An 18,524-nucleotide genomic window follows, 5' to 3' on the forward strand; every position below is an offset into this window, starting at 1 on the left:
ATCGGCGTCATTGATGTCGTCGATGTCGTCGATGTCGTCGGTCTCAGTGCAGGTCGGGGAGACCAGGTCAAGGGGATCAAGTCAGGAAGATCAGGTCAGGGAGCCTCGCACCTCCGGTCGCACCTCCGGGTAGGTCACCTCGTCGGGCAGGCGGTGGCCGAGAGCGGTCAGGCGTGCTGCCACGTCCGCCGGGCTCCGTCCCGTCAGGCTCGCACTGCGCAGGACGTGCTCCAGGTGAACGTCGTCCAGGAACGAGCGGTCGACCGTCGCCAGCAGCCGGATGTCCGCCGCGTCGGCGACGGCCGGCAGCTTCGCGTTCTCATGCAGCCAGTGCCCCAGCTCCGCCAGCCTCTCGGCGATGTCCGCGGGACTTCGACCGGTGGCCAGAGCCGCGCGCAGGATGTGGGTCACCGACAGCCCGACGACCGTGTTCCTGCCCAACCAGGGCCCCCGGCCGTTCAGTTGCTCACTGAGGATGGTCAGGTCGTCGGCGTCCGGGGTTTCAGGTACGACCGGTCGAACGCAGCCGAGTTCCTCCAGCCGGGCGGCGATCTCCACCGGCGGGCGTCCCAGCTCCTGTGCGACGGCGAGGACGTGCCCGAGCGGCGGTTCCCAGTAGAGCCATCGGGCGGCGCTGCCCTCTCCGGAAGACTTGAGGAGCAGTTCGTCGGTGGGTTCGGGAGTGAACGGCAGCCGGATGGCGAGGGCCATGAGGCGCACTGCGGCGGCGTACGGACTGCATCTCAACTCCCGTGCCGCACTCAGCACTTGGTGTGCCCGGATCTCGTCGCCCCAGTCGAGCCACCTTCCGTAGCCACCGCGGTCGGTGTTGATGAGCACCGGGTCGCCGCGATGGGCAGTCCCGGGCAGCGACCGGTCACCGCCACCCGGCCGGAAGCCGAGGTCGGTCAGACGCCGTGCGACATCGGCGGGGCCGCGGCCGGCCTGCCCCGCCGCTTCGAGTACCTGGCGCAGCGGCACCGGCTTGCCGACATCGAGCCAGGAGACGCCGTACTCCGCGCTCACGTCCCGGATCAACGGGATGTCGTCCGGTGCGACGGCGTCGGGCACAGGCGCCTCGGGGAGCTGGATGTCGATGTGTCCCAGGGCGGTCAGCCGTGTCACTACGGCGGCGGGCCCACACCTCAGCAGGGCGGCGGCGTGCAGCACATGCCCGTACGGCACTTGGTGGTCGGGGTTCAACCAGGGGGCGCGGCCGTTGAGTTCACGACTGGCGACCCGAAGGTCGTACGGGTCCCGGGATTCGGGTGCCTGGTACATCGCGTTCACTCGCCGACCGCGATGTACCGGCCGTGCCTGCCGTGTGTCTCTTCCCCGTCAGGATCGCGGTCGTCGTCCTCCTGCCGGGCCGTCAGGTCGACCCGCACTCCCTTCGGCTCCAGTTCCGTCCAGAGCCGCAGCATCATGGCGTGGCTGAGGAAGTGGTGGGAAAGGTCCAGTCGCCGCAGGTGGGTGAGCGGCTGGCCCTGCAGCAGGGACTGCGCGCCCTCGTCGGTGAGCGTGCCCAGTGCCAGGCTCAGGGACGTGAGCCTGGGCACGACGGGCGCCGAGGCCAGTGCGGCGGCCAACTCGTCCTGGATCGGACTGTTCTGCAACCCGAGATGCCGCAGCGCGGGCTTGTTCTCACCGGTGAGCAGCGGGGCGATGTCCTCGACCGTCGTGCCGCCGCCGTAGTCGTCGTCGCCCAGCCACAGGTCCAGGCTCCGCAGCGCGGGCAGATCGGCCGCGGCGATCTGCGCGGCCGCCTCAGCGGGCAGTCCGCCGGACTCGACGCGCAGCGAACGGAGTTGGGCATGGCCCGACTCGGGAAACTCAAGGCCCTCTCCACCGCGCAGGGCCAGCTCCCGCAGACCGGGGAACGCCTCCAGGACGGGCGCGACCGTGCCCAGCCATATGGTGGAGATCATCGCCTGCTCGTCCTCCAGATCGCCGAGGAAGAGCCCTTCGAGTCCCGTCAGGCGGGCACTGAGACCGAGCAGCCAGTCGTCGGGCAGGCCGCCGTCGGCGTCGTACCAGGGTTGGCCGAATACCAGTGCCCGCACCTTCTCCAGCTCCACCGACTCGGTGAAACGCTCGCAATAGGCTTCCACACGCGCTCCGTGGTCGGCCTCGCGAGGTAACTCCCCGCACTCAAGCCGCCAGGCGACGGAACTCGGATCGGGCAGGTTTGCCGGGTCCACGTACGGTGAGTACGTGTAGGTCGGCAGCCCGTGGAACTGCTCGACATGACACACATAGGACAAGGCATGGCTCCCGACGCTCCGAACCCGACAACGGTTCACTGTGTTCTATCAGTCACCTCTGTCAGTCACGTCTGTCAGTCACCTCTGTCAGTCACGTCTGTCAGTCACCTCTGTCAGTTCTGTCAGTCAGCTCCGTCAGTTACTTTTGCCATGTCACCTATGACACTCGTCCGACGCTCTTCCGTCACAGCAGACACTGCGTCGTTAAGAGGTGACATCTGCGGGTAAAGTTGTGCCGGTGCTTGGGCCATAGGCACGCGTCCTCCATGAACCTCACCGTCGGAACGTGAGACTCATGCGAGGTCTCCGTCGCGCCCAAGTTGTAAGGAAGACCGTGCCGTGAGCCAGGAATCCCCTCACCCACTCCCCCGCAACACCCCACATTCCGCCGCCGTACCGGAAACGGTCACGCCGGAACCAGGTGAGACGGCGGGGGAGCGCAATCGACGTCTGGCACACATCGGAGTCGCCCATGCTCAGCGGGTGCTGACCGGCCGTTACCACCTCGCCTCACAGCAGGAGGCGTTCGAACTGCTGCGGCGGACCTCCCAGCAGTGCAACATCAAGCTGCACACACTGGCCGATGCCGTACTGCACACCGCGGCACCTGACACGGACGCCGAACTGTGGTTCCCCAGACGCGCCCGCTACAGCCCGCCGCCGCTTCCGTACCTGGCGGTGGACGAGGCGAGCCGTACCAACCACGGAGTGGTGCTGAGGAACGCGATGCGGCGCGTCCTGCACATCACCGAGACCACCATGGGCAACGTACAGCTGTCGGAGCAGGGCATGCTGCGCATGGAGAAACACACCGGGCTGAACCAGGAGTTCACCGAGTTCTTCACCTTCGTACGGGATTCCACGACGTCCTGCGCGCAGGCCGCGGAGCAGCGCCAGCAGATCACGGTGAAGGACGTCGCGGTCGCGGACGTCTTCGACGACAAGTCCCGGCACGCGATCCTGCAGACAGGCAGCCGGGCCGCGCACAGCGTGCCGCTGGTCGCCCGCAACGACCGGCTCGTGGGCATCATCTCAAGCCATCACGAACAGCCCCTGACCGACTTCACCCGTGCGCAACTCGCCGCCCTGGAAGCCGTCGGGACACAAGTGGGTCGCTGGTTGCTCTGGCACCGGCACACCATTGTCCTGGACGCACTGGAACAACTCCATGCCGCCGCCACCGCCCAGCGCGCCCAACAGGACTGACCCACACCCTCGCGTCGCTATTGGCGGTCCGAAGTCCGCCGGGTGTCACGAACGCGTTCGCTACGACCTTGTTCGTAACGAACATGTTCGTTACCCTGGTGGTGTGACTGAACGCCCCGAGAGATCGACCAGCAGGCGGGAGCGGCCGGCCAAACCGGCGCTGACCCGCGAAGGGATCATCGCGACCGCGGTCGCCCTGATGCAGGCGGAGGGCCTGGAGAAGGTGACCATGCGGCGGCTGGCACAGGAGCTGGACACCGGCCCGGCCTCGCTGTACGTGTACGTGGCCAACACCGCCGAACTGCACGCGGCCGTCCTGGACGAGCTTCTCGGCGAGGTCGAACTGGGTCCCGCCGAGGCCGAGGCCGAGGGCCAAGGCGGAGGTGGTGGCGGTGGCGGCTGGCGCGAAGGGCTTACTAGGGTGCTCGCCTCGTACACCGACATGCTCTTCGAGCACCCGGCGCTGGCCCGCTCGGCCCTGACAGCACGCCCCAGCGGCAAGCACTACCTGCGGCTGCTGGAACGGCTGCTGGCCCTCCTGGACGAGGGCGGCGTACCCCGTACGCAGGCCGCGTGGGGCGTGGACGTGCTGCTGCTGTTCGCCACCGCCACCGCTGCCGAGCACTCCACCCGCTCGCAGGCCCCCGAAGCCGCGGACGAGTGGGACGCCCTGACCCGCGCCGTCCACGGCGCACCCGCGCAGACCCACCCCCACCTCAACATCCTGGCGGGAAGCCTTCTGTCGGGCTCGCCCGAGGACCGGATGACGTGGTGCGTCCAGATGCTCATCAACGGCATCGCCCACACGCCCACCCCGGCACCCGAACCATCCCACCACCCCGACCACCCCAACCACCCCAACCACCCCGACCAGCGCGAGGAGCAGACATGACCGACACCGGTCCGACTCAGCCCGCCCAGCCCCACCAGCCCGCTCAACCCGTCCCGCACCACCCGATCGCGATCATCGGCGGCGGCCTCGGCGGTCTCACCCTGGCCCGGGTGCTGCACGTCAACGACATCGAGGCGACCGTCTTCGACCTGGAGGCCTCCGCCGAGGTCCGCGGCCAGGGCGGCATGCTCGACATCCACGGGGAGTCCGGCCAGGCCGCGCTTCGGGCCGCCGACCTGTACGACGGATTCCGCGCACTGATCCATCCCGGCGGCGAAGCGCTGCGCCTCGTCGACCCGCAGGGCACGGTACGTCTGGCGGAGGAGGACGACGGCAGCGGCGACCGCCCCGAAGTGGACCGCGGGCAGCTGCGCGGCCTGCTGCTGGACTCGCTTCCCGCGGACACGATCCGCTGGGGGAAGCGGGCGACCGGCGCACGGGCCCTGGGCGGCGGCCGTCACGAGGTGGCCTTCGCGGACGGCACGACGATCACCACCGATCTGCTCGTCGGCGCGGACGGCGCCTGGTCGCGCGTCCGCCCCCTCCTCTCCGACGCCCTCCCCGCCTACACGGGGATCTCCTTCATCGAGACCGACCTGCACGCGGCCGCCACCGACCACCCGGCCTGCGCGGCACTGATCGGCAGTGGGTTCTTCATCTGCCTCGGCGACCACAAGGGGTTCCTCGCCCACCACGAGGCCGACGGCAGCATCCACGTCTACACCGCGCTCAGGACGGCCGAGGGCTGGCTCGACACGATCGACTTCACCGACCAGGAGGCGTCGAAGAAGGAAGTGCTCACCCACTTCGACGGCTGGCACGAAGACCTGCGCGCACTGGTCGCCGACGCGGACGAGCCCCCGGTGCCCCGCCGTATCCACGCCCTGCCGGTCGGCCACCGCTGGGACCACCGCGCCGGTGTCACCCTCCTGGGCGATGCCGCGCACCTGATGTCCCCTTTCGCAGGTGAGGGCGCCAACCTCGCCATGCTGGACGGCGCCCGGCTCGGCCGGCTGATCGCCGACCGGGCCGACGACACCGAGTCCGCCCTCATCGCGTACGAGCTGGAGCTGTTCCCGCGCAGCGAGGCGTCCGCCGCCGAGTCCGCCGCGAGCCTGGAGCTGATGTTCGGCGACGACGCCATGGCGGGCCTGCTCGACCAGTTCGCCTCGCAGCCGCACGCCGCCACCTGAGAGCGCCGCGCGACCAGCGGCTCAGGTGACCGGCTGCGTGGGTTCCCGCCCGCCGTCGGCTGCTTCGGCGCGGCGCAACCCGTTGTAGCGTTCCCACAGTTCAGGTCGCGTGTCGTCCATGTACCAGGCGCGCAGGAAGAGTTCCAGGAAGGCGCTCTCCGCCTCGTCGCCGCCGCGGCGGTAGATGTCGGGGTCCGACTCGACCCATGCGGCCACCGGCCGCCAGCCGTCCGGCTCCTCCGCCACGGTCACCCGGAAGACTGCGTTGCCGGTCCAACTGCGGTGCAGCGACAGCTGGTTGCCCTCCAGGTACGCGTCCCACTTCTCCTCCATGCTCAGGGACCGCACTCCGTGCCGCACACGCTGCCACTGCCCCGGCGTCCACACCAACCGCGGCACCGGGATGCTCTCGGGGCGCCGCAGCGACGTCACTTCATCACCCAGTTCGGTACGGGTGAGGTCGTCGCCCAGTGCCTCCTCCGCCACCCACTCCGGCAGCGCTTCGCTCGCGGCCCGCCATGCGGCAGGGATGCCCGCCGTTCCCACGCGCGCGGCGATGATCCCACCGACGATCGCGCACGTGGTGTCCACGTCCCCGCCCACCGACGCGCACGCCCACAGCGCCTCCTCGTAGTCCTCCAGGTGCCGGGCCGCGCACCAGAGGGCGAAGGGCACGGTGTCCGCCGCGCTCACGCGCCGCCCGTTGCCCAGCCGATGCGCCGCGTACTCGGCGTGCGGCTGGCCCAGCAGTTCCCGGGCCTCGGCGACACCCGCCCGGATCCGGCCCGCCGGGGTCAGCTCCTCCACCGTCGTCAGCAGCTGGGCTCCGGTCACCGGCCGTACCCGCCCGCGGGTCGCGCAGGCGGCGGCCACCGCGATCGCGACGGCTCCGGCCACGGCCTCCGTGTGCGTATGGGTCACCCGTGCCTGCCGCCCGGCCTGCGCCGCCGCCTCGGCCGGATCCACGGCGAACCACGCCCCCAGGGGCGCCACCCGCATCGCGGCCCCGTTGCCCCACGATCCCTGGCCGTCGAACAGGTCCGCGGCCAGCTCCTGCCAGCTGCCGCCCTCCCGGACCAGCCGCAGCAGCCGGTTCATCGCCGGACCGTAGCCGCGGTCGAAGTCGTGCCGCTGGGCGAAACTCTGCGCGAGGTCGTACTGGTCCACGCTGCCGCGTCGGCGCAATACCTCGAAGACCGAACAGGCCATCTCCGTGTCGTCCGTCCACGGCCACCGGGCAGCGGGCAAGCTGCGCTCCCGCAGACCGGGAAGGTTCTCCGGCACGAAGAACTGGGCACCGAAGGCGTCACCGACCGCGAGGCCCCGCAGGGCATCACGGGCGGCGGAACGGTGGTCGAAAGAGTCGCTGTCAAAAGAACCGGCGCCAAAGGAACCGGTCTCGGAGGAACGGGCCTCGGAGGAACCGGTCTCGGAGGAACGGGTGTCGGAGGAGTCGGAGGAGGAGTCGAAGGAGGGGAGATCGGTGGACATCTGCCTCATTCTGCCAAGTTCGCCTGCCGCGACGCCACAGCGATTGCCTGCCGCCGCTTCCCCACGGCTCCCCCGATGCCGACCTGCGCGCGAGGTTAACTTCGAGAAAACTCATCCGCCGAGCCGGTGAAAATCTCGCACTTGTCATTGACATGCCAGCATCTACGCGCGTCATCATAGGGCCATGAGATTCCCCCCACGGATCACTCGCATCGGCGCCGCAGCCGCCGTTCTGTCCGCTCTTCTCGTCGGCGGCACCACAACCGCCAACGCCACGGGCACGTCCGCCTCGGCGGTCGGCAGCATCTGCTACGGCAGTCTGCCGTCCCAGGCACACGACACGCTGGACCTGATCGAGCAGGGCGGTCCCTACCCCTACTCGCAGGACGGCAGCGTCTTCCAGAACCGGGAAGGCATCCTGCCCGGCCAGTCGACCGGCTACTACCACGAGTACACGGTGATCACGCCCGGCTCCTCCACGCGCGGTGCCCGCCGCATCGTCACCGGTGAGAAAGTCCGGGAGGACTACTACACCTCCGATCACTACGTCTCGTTCAAGCTGGTCAACTACAGCTGCTGACCGGCACGTTCAGGAACCCTCGCCCCGCGGACCCCCCACTCCCACCGGCCGCGGGGCGAGTGGCCTGGCCGCGTACGTGACGCGCACGACGCCGTCCGCGTGTCTCTCCGTGTCTCCCCGTACGCCGAAGACCTCGTGCAGCAGTTCCGGTGTCAGGACCTTCAGGACCGGGCCCGCCGCGACGACGGCGCCTTCGTGGAGCACGACGAGACGGTCGCAGAGCCGTGCGGCCAGGTCGAGGTCGTGCAGGACCGCCAGGGTGGTGATGCCGGTGCTGCGGATGAGGTCCAGGAGTTCGAACCGGGCGCGGATGTCCAGGTGGTTGGTGAGTTCGTCCAGGACCAGCAGGTGCGGCTTCTGGGCGAGTGCGCGGGCCAGCAGGACACGCTGACGTTCACCGCCGGACAGGGTGGCGTAGTCCCGGTCCGCGAAGGGCCCGACCCCGCAGCGGTCGACCGCTTCGGCCACCGCCTGATGGTCCTCGGTGCCGTCCCTGTCCAGCAGACCGTGGTGGGGCGTGCGGCCCAGGGCGACGATCTCGGTCACGCTCAGGCCGGTCGTCGTGGCGGCGTCCTGCAGCACGGCCGCCGTCCGGCGCGCGGCCGTCCGGGACGACAGCGCCCATACGTCGTCGCCGCCCACCCGGACCACTCCCCCGGCCGGCCGCAGTGAGCGGTAGACCGTGCGCAACAGAGTCGACTTGCCACTGCCGTTGGGGCCCACGAGGCCGACGATGTCGCCCGGGGCGGCCTCAAGACTCACCTCGCGGAGGATCGGCCTGCGGTCCAGGGTGATGTGGAGTTGGTCCACGGTCAGTTTCATGCGCTGTCCGGCCCCTTCTTACGGTGCCCACCGGCTTCGTACCGTGTCTGTCGTTGCCCGTCGGTGCCTGTCGGTGTCCGTCGTTGCCCGCCGGTGTCCGTCGGCGTCTGTCGTTGCCCGTCGGTGTCCCTCGGTGTCCGTTCATGCCGTGTCCAGGCCCCTGTCGCGGCGCAGCAGCCACAGGAAGAACGGAGCGCCGAGCAGGGCCGTGAGGATGCCGAGCGGCAGTTCGTTGGGCCGGGTGAGGGTGCGGGAGAGCAGGTCGACGGCCACGAGGTAGACGGCGCCGAGCAGCGCGGTCAGGGGCAGCAGTCTGCGGTGGTCGGCCCCCGTCGTGAGCCGGACCAGGTGAGGGATCATCAGGCCGACGAAGCCGACGCCGCCCGCAACCGCGATGACGGTGCCCGTGAGCAGTGCGCTGATCACCAGCAGGACGGCGCGCAACCGGTTGACGTCGACGCCGAGAGCGGTGGCGGACTCGTCACCGGCCAGCAGGGCGTTGAGCCGCCGCCCGAACAGGGTGAGCAGGACGGTGCTCGACAAGACCACCACCGTGACGGTGGGCAGTTGGTCCCACTGGGCCCCCGCGACGCTGCCGAGCATCCAGAACATCACGGTGCGCAGTTCGGTGGGTGTCGCCATCAGCTGGACGAAGCTGGTCATCGACAGGAGGACGTATCCGACCGCGACCCCGGCCAGTACGAGCCGGGTGGGGGCGAGTCGGCCCCGTCGCTGCCCGAGCGCGAAGACCAGGGCCCCTGCCGCCAGGGCGCCGACGAACGCCGCGCCGGACACACCCAGTCCGCCGAGTCCGCCGAGGGCGGCGCCGCCGAGGGTGATGACCAGTACGGCGCCCAGCGAGGCCCCGTACGAGAAGCCCAGGACGACGGGGTCGGCGAGCGGGTTGGAGACCAGGGTCTGGAGGACCGCGCCGGCGACGGCGAGTCCCGCGCCGACCAGGGCCGCCAGGGCGACGCGGGGTGCTCTGAAGGTCCACACGATCTGGTCCAGCGCCGGGTCGCCGGTCGCTCCGCGGCCGGTGACGTGGTGCAGGAGGACCGACCAGACGTCGGCCAGCGGGACGGTCACCGCGCCGATGCTCACCGCCACCACCATGACGGCGACGAGGAGCACCAGCAGTCCGGCGGTCGCGAGCGACAACCGCACACGGTCGGGGAGGGACTTCAGAACCTGTCGGGGTGCAGCATCCCGGCGATCTTCGCTACGGCCAGGTCGTTGCTCGGGCCGAGGTACATCGAGTCCGACAGGGCCACGTACTTGTTGTTCTTCGCGGCCGGCCACTGGGGGAACTCCTTCAGCAGTTTCCTGGCGTAGGCCGCCGGGTTCGGGTCGTTGTAGCCGATGACGACGAGCGCGTCGACGTCGGTGGCGGCCACCTTCTCCTTGCTCAGGTCGGCGAAGGAGGTCCTGGACGCCGACTCGAAGGCGTTGGCGCCGCCCGCCTTGGCCAGGATGTCGTTGTAGATGCCCTTGGCGACGACCGAGCTGAAGTCGTTCCCGCCCATGGCCATGTTGGAGAAGAGGACCATGACCTTGGGCTGTTTCTCGCCCTTCACCTTGGCGGAGACGGCCGCGATGTTCTTCTCGGACGCGGTGATCAGCTGCTCGGCCCGGTCGCTGCGGTCGAAGACCCTGCCCATGTCCCGCAGGAGGGTGTAGCTGTCCGCGATCGTCATCTTCGAGGTGTCCTGGTCGCAGCCCTGCGGGGAGACGTAGGTGTTGGCCCCCACGTCCTTGAGCTGCTCGCGGGTGGCGAAGCCGTTCTTCTCGTCGAAGCCGTAGGCGGTCGTGGACAGCACCAGGTCGGGGCGCAGGCCGATCATCGCCTCGCGCGGGACGTCGTAGGCGTCGTTGAGCTTGACGCCTCCGTCGGGGAGGCCCTTGACGGCCTGGGCCCGGCCGTCGACCTCGGACATCCCGTAGCTCTGCTGGTTGGCGACGATGCTGTCGCCGAGGTCGAGGGCGAGCAGGGTGGAGACCTCCGCCACCGAGGCGCCGTTCATGACGACGACCCGGCTGGGTGCCTCGGCGAACTTCTGGGTCGCCCCGCAGTTTTCGAGGGTCACCGGGTAGCCCGACTCCGCCGCGGCGGCTGAGGCCTCGCCCGCAGCGCCGGTCTTGTCGGTCGCGTCGGCACAGGCCGTCGTGACCAGACAGAGGGCGCCGGCCAGGGCGACGGCGACCGGCCGTTTCTTCGACATGCGGGGCTCCTTGCTACATGGGTGATACGCGGGTCATTCGCCGGCGAGCGGCTCTGTTGCAGTAGTCGGAGGAGGGAACTCCTGAGTTCCCGAAGACCGGTGCCTACTTCGCAGGTGGGGGCAGCATTCCGCCGGCGACGCAGTGGTCGAGGTAGCGGAAGACGAGGTCCCGGTCGACGGGCGGGCAGGTGATGCCACTGCCCCGCAGACCGTTCTGCACGTTGTCCGAGCGGATGCGGCCCAGACGGAGGTCCGGTCCGGCGGGCCCTGTGTCCAGGGAGTCGAAGAAGGCGAGCGTGGTCGCCGCCGCCGAGGCCGAACCGCCTGAAGTGTCCGAAGAGCGCGCCAGTTCGGTCCGCCACCGGGCCGTCGTCATGCGGCGCAGCCGGTAGCCGTACTCCCCCAGCCAGTCGTAGAGGTCGCTCAGGCGCACCGGGTCGGTGGCCGCGTGGTGGAAGACGGTGGCGTTCGGAGGGCGGTGTACGAGGCTGAGGTGGACGAGGGCCCTGGCCACGTGGTCGACCGGTGTCCAGGTCTCCTCCTCGAACAGGTCGGGGACGATGCCCGCGGGCACTCCCGCGCGCAGCACGCTCCACAGGAAGTCCCGCTCGTTCACGTAACCGGTGGTGTACGGGCCGACGACCCGCCCGAGCCGGTGCACGGTGACGGGCAGGCCCCTCTCCGCGGCCTGTTCCAGCAGGCGCTCGGCCGCCCACTTCGACTGCTGGTAGCCGGACCGGAGTCCGGAGTGGGGCGGGAGGAAGGCTTCCGGTGTCTCGCGGCTGAGCGCGAGCGACGGGGCGACCGACAGGGTCGACACATAGTGCAGAGGGGTCGCATGCGCTGCCGCCATGCGCAGGAGGTCCCTGGTCGACTCGGTGTTGGCGGCGCGGAGAGTGGCGTACTCGCGCAGGATGCTGACGGTCGCCGCGTTGTGGAAGATCGCCCGGCAGGTACGCCCCAGTTCCGCGAAGTGCCGTTCGTCGAGGCCCAGTCGGGGGCGGGAGAGATCCGCGGGGATGGCGGTGATGCGCCGCAGCGCCGGGTCCGGCAGGTGGATCCGGTGGGCCTTCAGTGCTTCCTGGACACGGGCGGCGGCCTCCGCGGCGCTCTGGGCCCGGACGGTACAGACCACCTCCGGACCCACCTCGGGACCCACATCCGTACTCGCGTCCGTACTCGCGTCCGCACTCGCGCCCGTAAGGAGTTCGGCCAGCAGGTGTACGCCGACGAAGCCGGTGGCGCCGGTGAGGAGGATCCTGTCGGGCGTGTGTCCCGCCCGGGATCCGTCGCCGGGCCGGGGCCGGATGTCCGGGTCGAGGACGGTGTCCGTGAGCAGGGTGGCCGGAAGCCCGGCAGCGATGGACGGCTGTTGTGCCCGTGCCTGCCGTTCCAGGAAGCCCGCCAGCCCGGCGGGGGTCGGGTGCTGGAAGAGCCAGGCGACCTTCACCTCCCGGTGCAGTGCGGTACCGAGCCGGTTGGCGACCTGGATGGCCTGGAGGGACTGGGCGCCCAGGTCGAACACGTCGTCCCGCGCGGAGAGGGTGGTGATGCCGAGCGCCCGCTGCCAGACGGCGGCGACGGTCCGCTCCAACGGGTCGCCGGACGCGCCCTCGTACACGATCGATGGGCCCTCGGACGGGCCCGCCTGCGCGCCGGGGCGGGACGCCTTCCGCACCAGCGCGTCCCTGTCGGTCTTTCCTGCGCCGGTACGAGGCACGTGGTCCAGGAACTCGACGGCCGAAGGGATCATCGCGGCCGGGAGTGTCGCCCGGAGGTGGTCCCTGAGCAGGGTCGTCGCCGGTGGCGGACCGTCCGGGACGACGAACGCGATCAGGCGCCGTGTCCCGTCCTCCAGCACCTGTCCGACCACGGCGGTGTCGCGGACCGCCGGGTGGGCGAGGAGCGCGTTCTCCACTTCGGCGGGGTGCACGCGGTGACCGCTGATCTTGAACTCGGCGTCCGACCGGCCCAGATACCGCAGCTGACCGTCGTCGCCGAGACGTACCAGGTCGCCGGTGCGGTAGGCGCGGGGCGCTCCGGGGAGTCGGTCGAGTGGGGCGAAGCGGGACGCGTCCGGTGACCGGGCTCCCCGGTAGCCGAGCGCCAGGTTGTCGCCCAGGAGGTGGAGTTCACCGTCGACGACGGCGGCGCGGGTGCCGGGGAGCGGCAGTCCGATGGGGACCTCTCCCGCGGTGCGGGATGCGCCGTGCAGGTCGGCGACGGTGGCGACCACGGTCGCCTCGGTCGGCCCGTAGGTGTTCAGCAGTCGCACCGAGCTGCCGACCGCCTCGCGCCAGCGGTCGACCCGTTCGGGGAGGGCGGCCTCCCCGCCGATCACGACGGTACGTATCCCGGCGGGCAGGGCCGGGGCGTCGGCGGAGCCGGTCGAGAGCGCGTGGGCCAGTTCGTGCCAGTAGGCGGTGGGCAGGTCGAGGAAGCTGATCCGCAGCCGTACGCAGGCATCCAGGAAGCCGGGGATCGAGTCGGTCATGTCGTCGTCGCGGACGACGAGCGTGGCGCCCCGGCACAGGGTGAGGAAGACCTCCTCGACACTCGTGTCGAAGTGCAGGGGGGCGAACTGCAGGACGCGGTCCTCCCGGTGGAGGCCGTAGCGGTGGGTGGCGCCGGCGACGAAGTGCGCGAGGGCGCGGTGGCCGATCTCCACGCCCTTGGGACGCCCGGTGGAGCCCGAGGTGTGGAGGACGTAGGCGAGGTCGTCCGGCGCGGGTGCCGGAGGCTGCCTGGCGTCGGGCTCGTGGTGCGGCTCCTCCGGCACCGGTTCGGTGGTCAGGACGAGGGCGGGGCGTGCGTCATGCAGCAGTTCCGCTCTGCGGGCCGGAGTCGCGATCGGGTCGAGCGGGCAGTAGGCGGCTCCCGACAGCAGGACACCGAGGACGGTGGTGACGGCCTCGATGCCGCGCGGCAGGACAACGGCCACCAGATCGCCACGGACGATCCCCCGGGCGGTCAGCCGGCGTGCCGTCTCCCTTGCCGAGTCGAGCAGTCGCGCGTAGGTGACGGCTCGCCCGGCGTGCTCGACGGCGATGGATCCGCCGTGCAGGGAGGCGTGTTCGGCGATCAGGTCGAGGACGGGGCGGGCGGGGCAGGGCAGCGGACCTCCGTCCAGGACCTGGATGTCCGCACGGGCACGCGGGCCGCCGAGTGCCCCGTGGGGAGCGGCGAGCGCCTGGTCGAGCAGCAGGAGCAGTTCCTTCTGGAAGATGACGACGTCCGCCTCGTCGTAGAGGTCGGGGTTGGCGTCCACCGCGATGCGCAGCCCCCCGCCCTCGGCGCGGTCGTACACGTTCACGGAGAGATCGTCGACCGGACCCGCGGAGACGTTGTGGACGGTGCTGGGGTGTCCGGCGAAACGCAGGTCGTACGCGAAGGGCATGATGTTGACGCCCGGCCCGGACAGCCGGCGCTGTCCGCCGACGAGCTTGAGGTCGCGCCGCAGTCGCTCGTAGCGGTAGCGCTGGTGCGGCAGGCCAGCACGCAGTTCGGCGGAGATCCGCAGAGCCAGGTCACGCACGCTGTCCGACGCGGAGACGGCGACGCGCAGGGGCAGGATGTTGCGGACCATGCAGGGCACGCGCAGGGCGACGGAGCCGAGTCGGCCCATCGTGGGCAGGCTGAGGACGATCTCCGGTGCGCCCGTCGCGCGGTGCAGCCGTGCCGCCGTCACAGCCAGCAGGATCTCCGACCAGGTGACTCCCAGGTCCCGGGCGAGCGTACGCAGGGCCTTCGTCCGGGCCGCGCCGAGGTCGGCCACCCGGCGGTGGAAGGTGCGTGCGGGCAGGGCCGTACGGCCGGCCGGGGTGGCCACCGGCGGGCGGTCCGCGAACCGGCCCGTCCAGTAGGCGCGGTCCTCGGCGAAGCGGGGCGACTCCCGGTAGGCACGTTCCTCGTCCTGTACGGAGGCCAGGGTGCCGAAGCCGCTGTCCCCCGTCGGCTCACCCTTCGTCAGGGCTGTGTAGACCTGCGCGACCCGGCGGGCGACCAGCGCCAGGCCGAAGCCGTCGAGGGCGATGTGGTGCACTCGGTGGTACCAGAGGTGTTCCTCCGGTGCGACGCGCAGCAGGGCATGGCCGAAGAGCGGACCCTGTGTCAGGTCGACGGGGTGGGTCATGTCCGTGTCGATCCAGGCCAGGGCGGCCGCGTACGGTTCGGGCTCGGCGGTGAGGTCGGCGGTGTGCAGGCGCCAGTCCCAGGCCGGCGTTCCCCTCTGCCAGGGCCGGCCGTCCGCGTCGGCCACGAAGGAGACGTTCAGGGCGGGGGTCTCCGCGACGACCTGGTGCAGGGCGGAGTCGAAGACCGCCGGGTCCACCGGTCCGGCAATGTGCACGTACTCGGCCGTGTTGTACGCGGGGCTGTCCGCGTCCAGTTGCTGGCCGGTCCAGATGGCCTCCTGGGCGCCGAGCAGGGCGTGGCGGCCCGCCGTACCGTCGTCATACGTCGGCACGGTCCGCTCCCTCCTGCCGGGTGGAGAGCAGGTGCCACCACTGGGCGAACGAGGTGCACTCGGCGAGTTCGACGAAGTTCACGTCCACGCCGGTCTCGCGCCAGCGTTCGATGAGGGTGACGATGCGCAGGGAGTCAAGGCCGGCCAGGAGGGGGCTCTCTTCGAGGTCGATTTCGTCGGGCCGCTGGTACAGGAACTCCGCCAGGTCCGCGCGGAAACCGTCCAGGGTGAGGGGAGCAGGCATGTGGTCTCTCTCGTCGGCGCGTCGGGCTGGGCCGCGGTCAGTTGACCTTGCGGGCGGAGGTGCTCCAGAAGCGGTCGCGCAGTTCCCGGCGCAGGATCTTGCCGCTGGGGTTGCGCGGGACGCTGTCGATCAGCTCGTAGCGGGCCGGCAGCTTGAAACCCGCCAGCTGCGGGACGAGGAAGGTGTGCAGGTCCCGGGGTGTGGGCCGCTGCTCGGGGGCGGGGACGACGAAGGCGTGCACGTACTCGCCCCAGCGTGCGTCGGGGGCGCCGACGACGACGGCCTCGGCGACGCCGGGGTGGCCTTCCAGGACGTTCTCGATCTCGGCGGGGTAGACGTTCTCGCCGGCGACGAGGATGGCGTCCTTGATGCGGTCCCGGATGACGACGTATCCGTCCTCGTCGATGTATCCGGCGTCCCCGGTGTGGATCCAGCCGTCGACCAGGACCTCCGCGGTCTTCTCGGGCAGTCCCCAGTACCCGACCATGTGCGCGGGGGTGGCCAGGCAGACCTCTCCGACCGCGCCCGGCGGCAGCTCGCGGCCCTCGCCGTCGATCACTTTGCCGCGCACGCCCGGATAGGGCCGTCCGGCCGCCTGCATGAGGGAACCGCCGGGGACATGGGCGGCCGGTGGCAGGCAGACCGCGGTGTTGCCGGTCTCGGTGAGGCCGTAGATCTGGGCGAACTCGCAGTCCAGGACGGTGAGGCTCTCCTCCAAAAGTGCTTCGGAGACCGGGGAGCCGCCGTAGACGACCTTGCGCAGGGTGGTGAAGTCCCGTGCGCTCACGCCGGGTTCGCCGAGCATCATGCGGAGCATGGCGGGCACGACGCACGCGGTGGTGATGCCGAGGTCCCGGATGAGGTCGACAGCTTCACGGGCGCCGAAGGCGCGCATCGCGACCACGGTCGTCCCCGCGTTGAAGTTCTGGGTGGCCCACCACAGCCCGCCGACGTGGAATCCGGGGATGCCGATCAGTGCGATGTCGCCGGTACGCCAGTCGATCCAGTCCAGCCCCTCGCTCGCCAGGGCGTCCCGGATCGCGAAGAAACTGCGGTGGGCGAGGACGACCCCCTTGGGCAGTCCGGTGGTGCCGCTGGTGTAGAGCTGGACGACCGGGGTGTCGGGGGTGACGTGCGGCGCCGGGCCGATGTCCGGGCGAATGTCCGGGGTGCTGGCGGGGTCGTCAGTCAGGTCGGTGTCCTGGCGGGACGCCTTCCATGCGGAGAAGGTGGCGTCCAACGCGACGATCGTCTCGGGCGGCGCGGTCGGCATCCGCTCGACGACGGGCCCGAACTCGGCCTCCAGGAACAGCAGTCGGGCGCCCGAGTCCTGAAGGATGTGGCTGACCTCGGGCGGGGCGAGCCGCCAGTTGACGGGCACGAGGACGGTGCCGCTCTTGGCGCACCCGAACAGCACCTCGTAGTAGTGCTCCGACTCCTTGCCGAGGTAGGCGACCCGGTCGCCCGGTCCGAGTCCGGCGGCCCGCAGGGCATGGGCGACGCGATCGCTCTCGCTGTGCAGTTGCCCGTACGTCAGCGTGCGGCCCTCGCAGAGCACGGCGGGGGCGGTGGGCCGGTGCTCCGCGTGGAAGCTCGTCGTCCGGACGAGCGTCCGGAGCTGTGGATGGTGGAGTCTGTCCGTGGTCATGGAACCCTCGTCTCGTGTCAGGGGGCAGCCGCGGGTGGCCCCAGGGGTGTCCGCGTGCCGTGTCAGAGGACGTTGACGAACGCCAGGACCGCCTTGCCGTCGCACCGGCCCGATGCGGCGTCCCAGTAGCGGTACACGGTCTCCGCGTGCAGGAAGGGAGCGCCTGAGCCCAGGGCGCGCCGGGTGACGGACCGGAATTCCATCTCCCCGGAAAAGGAACGGGGGTCGACGGGACGCCGGAAGTTCGCGGCGAACCGGGCGATGAGGATGTCGGGGAGCTGATGCTTCCAGAAGTCGTCCAGCGTCCAGGACTCGAACCCCGTCAGCAGCCCCTCTTTCACGGACTTGGCGACGAGGTAATACATCATCTGGTTGTAGCAGATGTTCACCTCGACGGAATTCAGATGCCCTGTGTCGTCGATGTAGCACGACTGCGGTATCGCGAACTCGCAGCGGACGGACGCCTGTCCGGCGCTCTCGGACACGACGACGGCCGAACGCAGGTACTTGCAGTGGTCCTTGTAGGGCGTGAGCACCCGCGCCAACAGGTGCTCGTCCGTGGGGTGCCCGGCGGCGAGGAGGGCTGTCATGCCGCCCCGATTCCGTCGTGGAGTTTGCGTTCGTCGTGCACGGTGACGCGGAAGGAGACGGTCGGCTCGGGCGTGGTCGTATGCCGGGCGCGGTGGATGAGGCTGCGGTTGTCCCAGACCAGCAGGTCGCCCCGCTCGAAATTCTGCAGGTGGATGTTGTCGTGCTCGAAGGTCTCGTCGAGCTGGCCGGTGGCCTCGAACAGGCGCTTGAGCAGTTCCTCGTCGAGCGGCTTCCCGGCCCGGTCCTCGATGCCGACGGTGAATCCCTCACTGAGATAGAGAACGGTCTCGCCGGTCATGGGATGAGGGAAGGTGGTCGGCTGCGTGACGGCCGGAGTCTTCCGCTCGACCTCCTCGATGATCTCGGAGAGCGGCCGGTAGACGTCATGGGGCCGGATTTTGAAGTACTTGCGCACGGAGTGCCGGCAGTACGTTCCGTCGATCTCCTTCTTGAGGGAATCGGGCAGTCCGTCGTAGGCCCGGCCCATGTCGATGAAGTACGTGCCCCGGTTCTTCGCCGGAATCACCTGGGGGTATATCAAGGTGATTCCGAAGGGGTCCGGCATGAACTGGTAGTCGGCGTGCCAGAACTTGCCGGTCCTCGGTACGCCTATCTGCTGTCCGTTCTCCACAACGTTGGAGGAGACGAATATCTCCGTGACCTCCGGGTGGTGGTACATGGGCTCGTAGTAGGTCTCCGGGCGGCCCAGTCGCCTGCCGAGTGCCAGGAACTCCTGGGGAGAGAGGTCCTGCCCCTTCAGGACGGCGATCTTCTTCGTGTAGACGGCGTTCTTGAGGACGTCGATGTCCGCGTCGGAGGCGTCGGCGTGGTCGAATCCCTCGACGATCACGCCGATCGCGTCGCCGGGCTGGTCTTCGATCTGCATGGAGTTGCCTTTCTCGGGAG

At 70.1% G+C, this 18,524-nt stretch carries 15 protein-coding genes; 4 read left to right on the plus strand and 11 right to left on the minus strand.

Annotated elements, in window-relative coordinates; translation table 11 throughout:
• Nucleotides 1-90: 90 nt before the first annotated feature.
• On the minus strand, nucleotides 91-1,281 hold the full coding sequence (locus tag ACH4DZ_RS02355; protein ID WP_398285005.1) for a hypothetical protein: 1,191 nt from the start codon (nucleotides 1,279-1,281) through the stop codon (nucleotides 91-93).
• A 5-nt stretch (nucleotides 1,282-1,286) separates the two neighbouring features.
• Entirely contained in the window at nucleotides 1,287-2,303 is a 1,017-nt protein-coding gene (locus tag ACH4DZ_RS02360) for an STM4015 family protein (RefSeq protein WP_398285006.1), read from the minus strand.
• Between the two features lie 300 nt (nucleotides 2,304-2,603).
• Between ACH4DZ_RS02360 and ACH4DZ_RS02365 the strand changes: the two genes are divergently transcribed.
• The 3 genes from ACH4DZ_RS02365 (at nucleotide 2,604) to ACH4DZ_RS02375 (ending at nucleotide 5,555) form a co-directional block, all read left to right on the plus strand.
• Nucleotides 2,604-3,470: a GAF and ANTAR domain-containing protein gene (locus ACH4DZ_RS02365; protein WP_398285007.1), complete on the plus strand. Its 867-nt coding sequence runs from the start codon at nucleotides 2,604-2,606 to the stop codon at nucleotides 3,468-3,470.
• Nucleotides 3,471-3,573: 103 nt separating this feature from the next.
• Nucleotides 3,574-4,362, plus strand: a complete 789-nt coding sequence (locus ACH4DZ_RS02370) for a TetR/AcrR family transcriptional regulator (protein ID WP_398285008.1) — start codon at nucleotides 3,574-3,576, stop codon at nucleotides 4,360-4,362.
• Nucleotides 4,359-5,555 carry an FAD-dependent oxidoreductase gene (locus ACH4DZ_RS02375; protein ID WP_398285009.1) on the plus strand — a complete coding sequence of 399 codons (1,197 nt, stop codon included), beginning with the start codon at nucleotides 4,359-4,361 and terminating at the stop codon, nucleotides 5,553-5,555. The genes ACH4DZ_RS02370 and ACH4DZ_RS02375 overlap by 4 nt, the downstream gene beginning before the upstream one ends.
• A 21-nt stretch (nucleotides 5,556-5,576) precedes the next feature.
• Here the strand turns inward: ACH4DZ_RS02375 and ACH4DZ_RS02380 are convergent, their stop codons facing one another.
• The gene (locus tag ACH4DZ_RS02380) at nucleotides 5,577-7,046 is read right to left on the minus strand and encodes an ADP-ribosylglycohydrolase family protein (RefSeq protein WP_398285010.1); all 1,470 of its coding nucleotides are present in this window, start codon (nucleotides 7,044-7,046) and stop codon (nucleotides 5,577-5,579) included.
• 184 nt (nucleotides 7,047-7,230) lie between these two features.
• Here ACH4DZ_RS02380 and ACH4DZ_RS02385 point away from each other — a divergent pair, with 184 nt between their 5' ends.
• A complete protein-coding gene (locus ACH4DZ_RS02385) occupies nucleotides 7,231-7,626 on the plus strand; it encodes a ribonuclease domain-containing protein (RefSeq protein ID WP_398285011.1) in 396 nt (131 codons plus the stop codon).
• 9 nt (nucleotides 7,627-7,635) lie between these two features.
• Here the strand turns inward: ACH4DZ_RS02385 and ACH4DZ_RS02390 are convergent, their stop codons facing one another.
• The 8 genes from ACH4DZ_RS02390 to ACH4DZ_RS02425 form a co-directional block, all read right to left on the minus strand.
• Complete coding sequence (locus tag ACH4DZ_RS02390; RefSeq protein WP_398285012.1) at nucleotides 7,636-8,448, minus strand: ABC transporter ATP-binding protein; 813 nt, start codon at nucleotides 8,446-8,448, stop codon at nucleotides 7,636-7,638.
• A gap of 141 nt (nucleotides 8,449-8,589) precedes the next feature.
• Entirely contained in the window at nucleotides 8,590-9,609 is a 1,020-nt protein-coding gene (locus tag ACH4DZ_RS02395) for a FecCD family ABC transporter permease (protein ID WP_398285013.1), read from the minus strand.
• A 23-nt stretch (nucleotides 9,610-9,632) separates the two neighbouring features.
• Nucleotides 9,633-10,670 carry an ABC transporter substrate-binding protein gene (locus ACH4DZ_RS02400; RefSeq protein WP_398285014.1) on the minus strand — a complete coding sequence of 346 codons (1,038 nt, stop codon included), beginning with the start codon at nucleotides 10,668-10,670 and terminating at the stop codon, nucleotides 9,633-9,635.
• 103 nt (nucleotides 10,671-10,773) lie between these two features.
• Nucleotides 10,774-15,135 carry an amino acid adenylation domain-containing protein gene (locus ACH4DZ_RS02405; RefSeq protein WP_398285015.1) on the minus strand — a complete coding sequence of 1,454 codons (4,362 nt, stop codon included), beginning with the start codon at nucleotides 15,133-15,135 and terminating at the stop codon, nucleotides 10,774-10,776.
• Entirely contained in the window at nucleotides 15,122-15,379 is a 258-nt protein-coding gene (locus ACH4DZ_RS02410; protein WP_398285016.1) for a phosphopantetheine-binding protein, read from the minus strand. Before ACH4DZ_RS02410 ends, ACH4DZ_RS02405 begins: the two co-directional genes overlap by 14 nt.
• A gap of 37 nt (nucleotides 15,380-15,416) precedes the next feature.
• Nucleotides 15,417-17,027, minus strand: coding sequence for a long-chain-fatty-acid--CoA ligase (locus tag ACH4DZ_RS02415; RefSeq protein WP_398285017.1), 1,611 nt, complete (start codon nucleotides 17,025-17,027; stop codon nucleotides 15,417-15,419).
• Nucleotides 17,028-17,089: 62 nt separating this feature from the next.
• Nucleotides 17,090-17,617 (minus strand): FcoT family thioesterase, encoded by a 528-nt coding sequence (locus ACH4DZ_RS02420; protein ID WP_398285018.1) that lies wholly within the window; start codon nucleotides 17,615-17,617, stop codon nucleotides 17,090-17,092.
• Entirely contained in the window at nucleotides 17,614-18,504 is an 891-nt protein-coding gene (locus tag ACH4DZ_RS02425; RefSeq protein ID WP_398285019.1) for a TauD/TfdA dioxygenase family protein, read from the minus strand. Before ACH4DZ_RS02425 ends, ACH4DZ_RS02420 begins: the two co-directional genes overlap by 4 nt.
• Between the last annotated feature and the right edge of the window lie 20 nt (nucleotides 18,505-18,524).

Source organism: Streptomyces sp. NPDC017991, assembly GCF_044328075.1.
Classification (GTDB): domain Bacteria; phylum Actinomycetota; class Actinomycetes; order Streptomycetales; family Streptomycetaceae; genus Streptomyces.

Bases quoted from the DNA above. Each gene is read 5' to 3' on its own strand.
- ACH4DZ_RS02355 (WP_398285005.1), bottom strand. From the start codon at position 1,281: ATGTACCAGGCACCCGAATCCCGGGACCCGTACGACCTTCGGGTCGCC.
- ACH4DZ_RS02375 (WP_398285009.1), top strand. From the start codon at position 4,359: ATGACCGACACCGGTCCGACTCAGCCCGCCCAGCCCCACCAGCCCGCT.
- ACH4DZ_RS02380 (WP_398285010.1), bottom strand. From the start codon at position 7,046: ATGTCCACCGATCTCCCCTCCTTCGACTCCTCCTCCGACTCCTCCGAC.
- ACH4DZ_RS02385 (WP_398285011.1), top strand. From the start codon at position 7,231: ATGAGATTCCCCCCACGGATCACTCGCATCGGCGCCGCAGCCGCCGTT.
- ACH4DZ_RS02390 (WP_398285012.1), bottom strand. From the start codon at position 8,448: ATGAAACTGACCGTGGACCAACTCCACATCACCCTGGACCGCAGGCCG.
- ACH4DZ_RS02400 (WP_398285014.1), bottom strand. From the start codon at position 10,670: ATGTCGAAGAAACGGCCGGTCGCCGTCGCCCTGGCCGGCGCCCTCTGT.
- ACH4DZ_RS02410 (WP_398285016.1), bottom strand. From the start codon at position 15,379: ATGCCTGCTCCCCTCACCCTGGACGGTTTCCGCGCGGACCTGGCGGAG.
- ACH4DZ_RS02415 (WP_398285017.1), bottom strand. From the start codon at position 17,027: ATGACCACGGACAGACTCCACCATCCACAGCTCCGGACGCTCGTCCGG.
- ACH4DZ_RS02420 (WP_398285018.1), bottom strand. From the start codon at position 17,617: ATGACAGCCCTCCTCGCCGCCGGGCACCCCACGGACGAGCACCTGTTG.
- ACH4DZ_RS02425 (WP_398285019.1), bottom strand. From the start codon at position 18,504: ATGCAGATCGAAGACCAGCCCGGCGACGCGATCGGCGTGATCGTCGAG.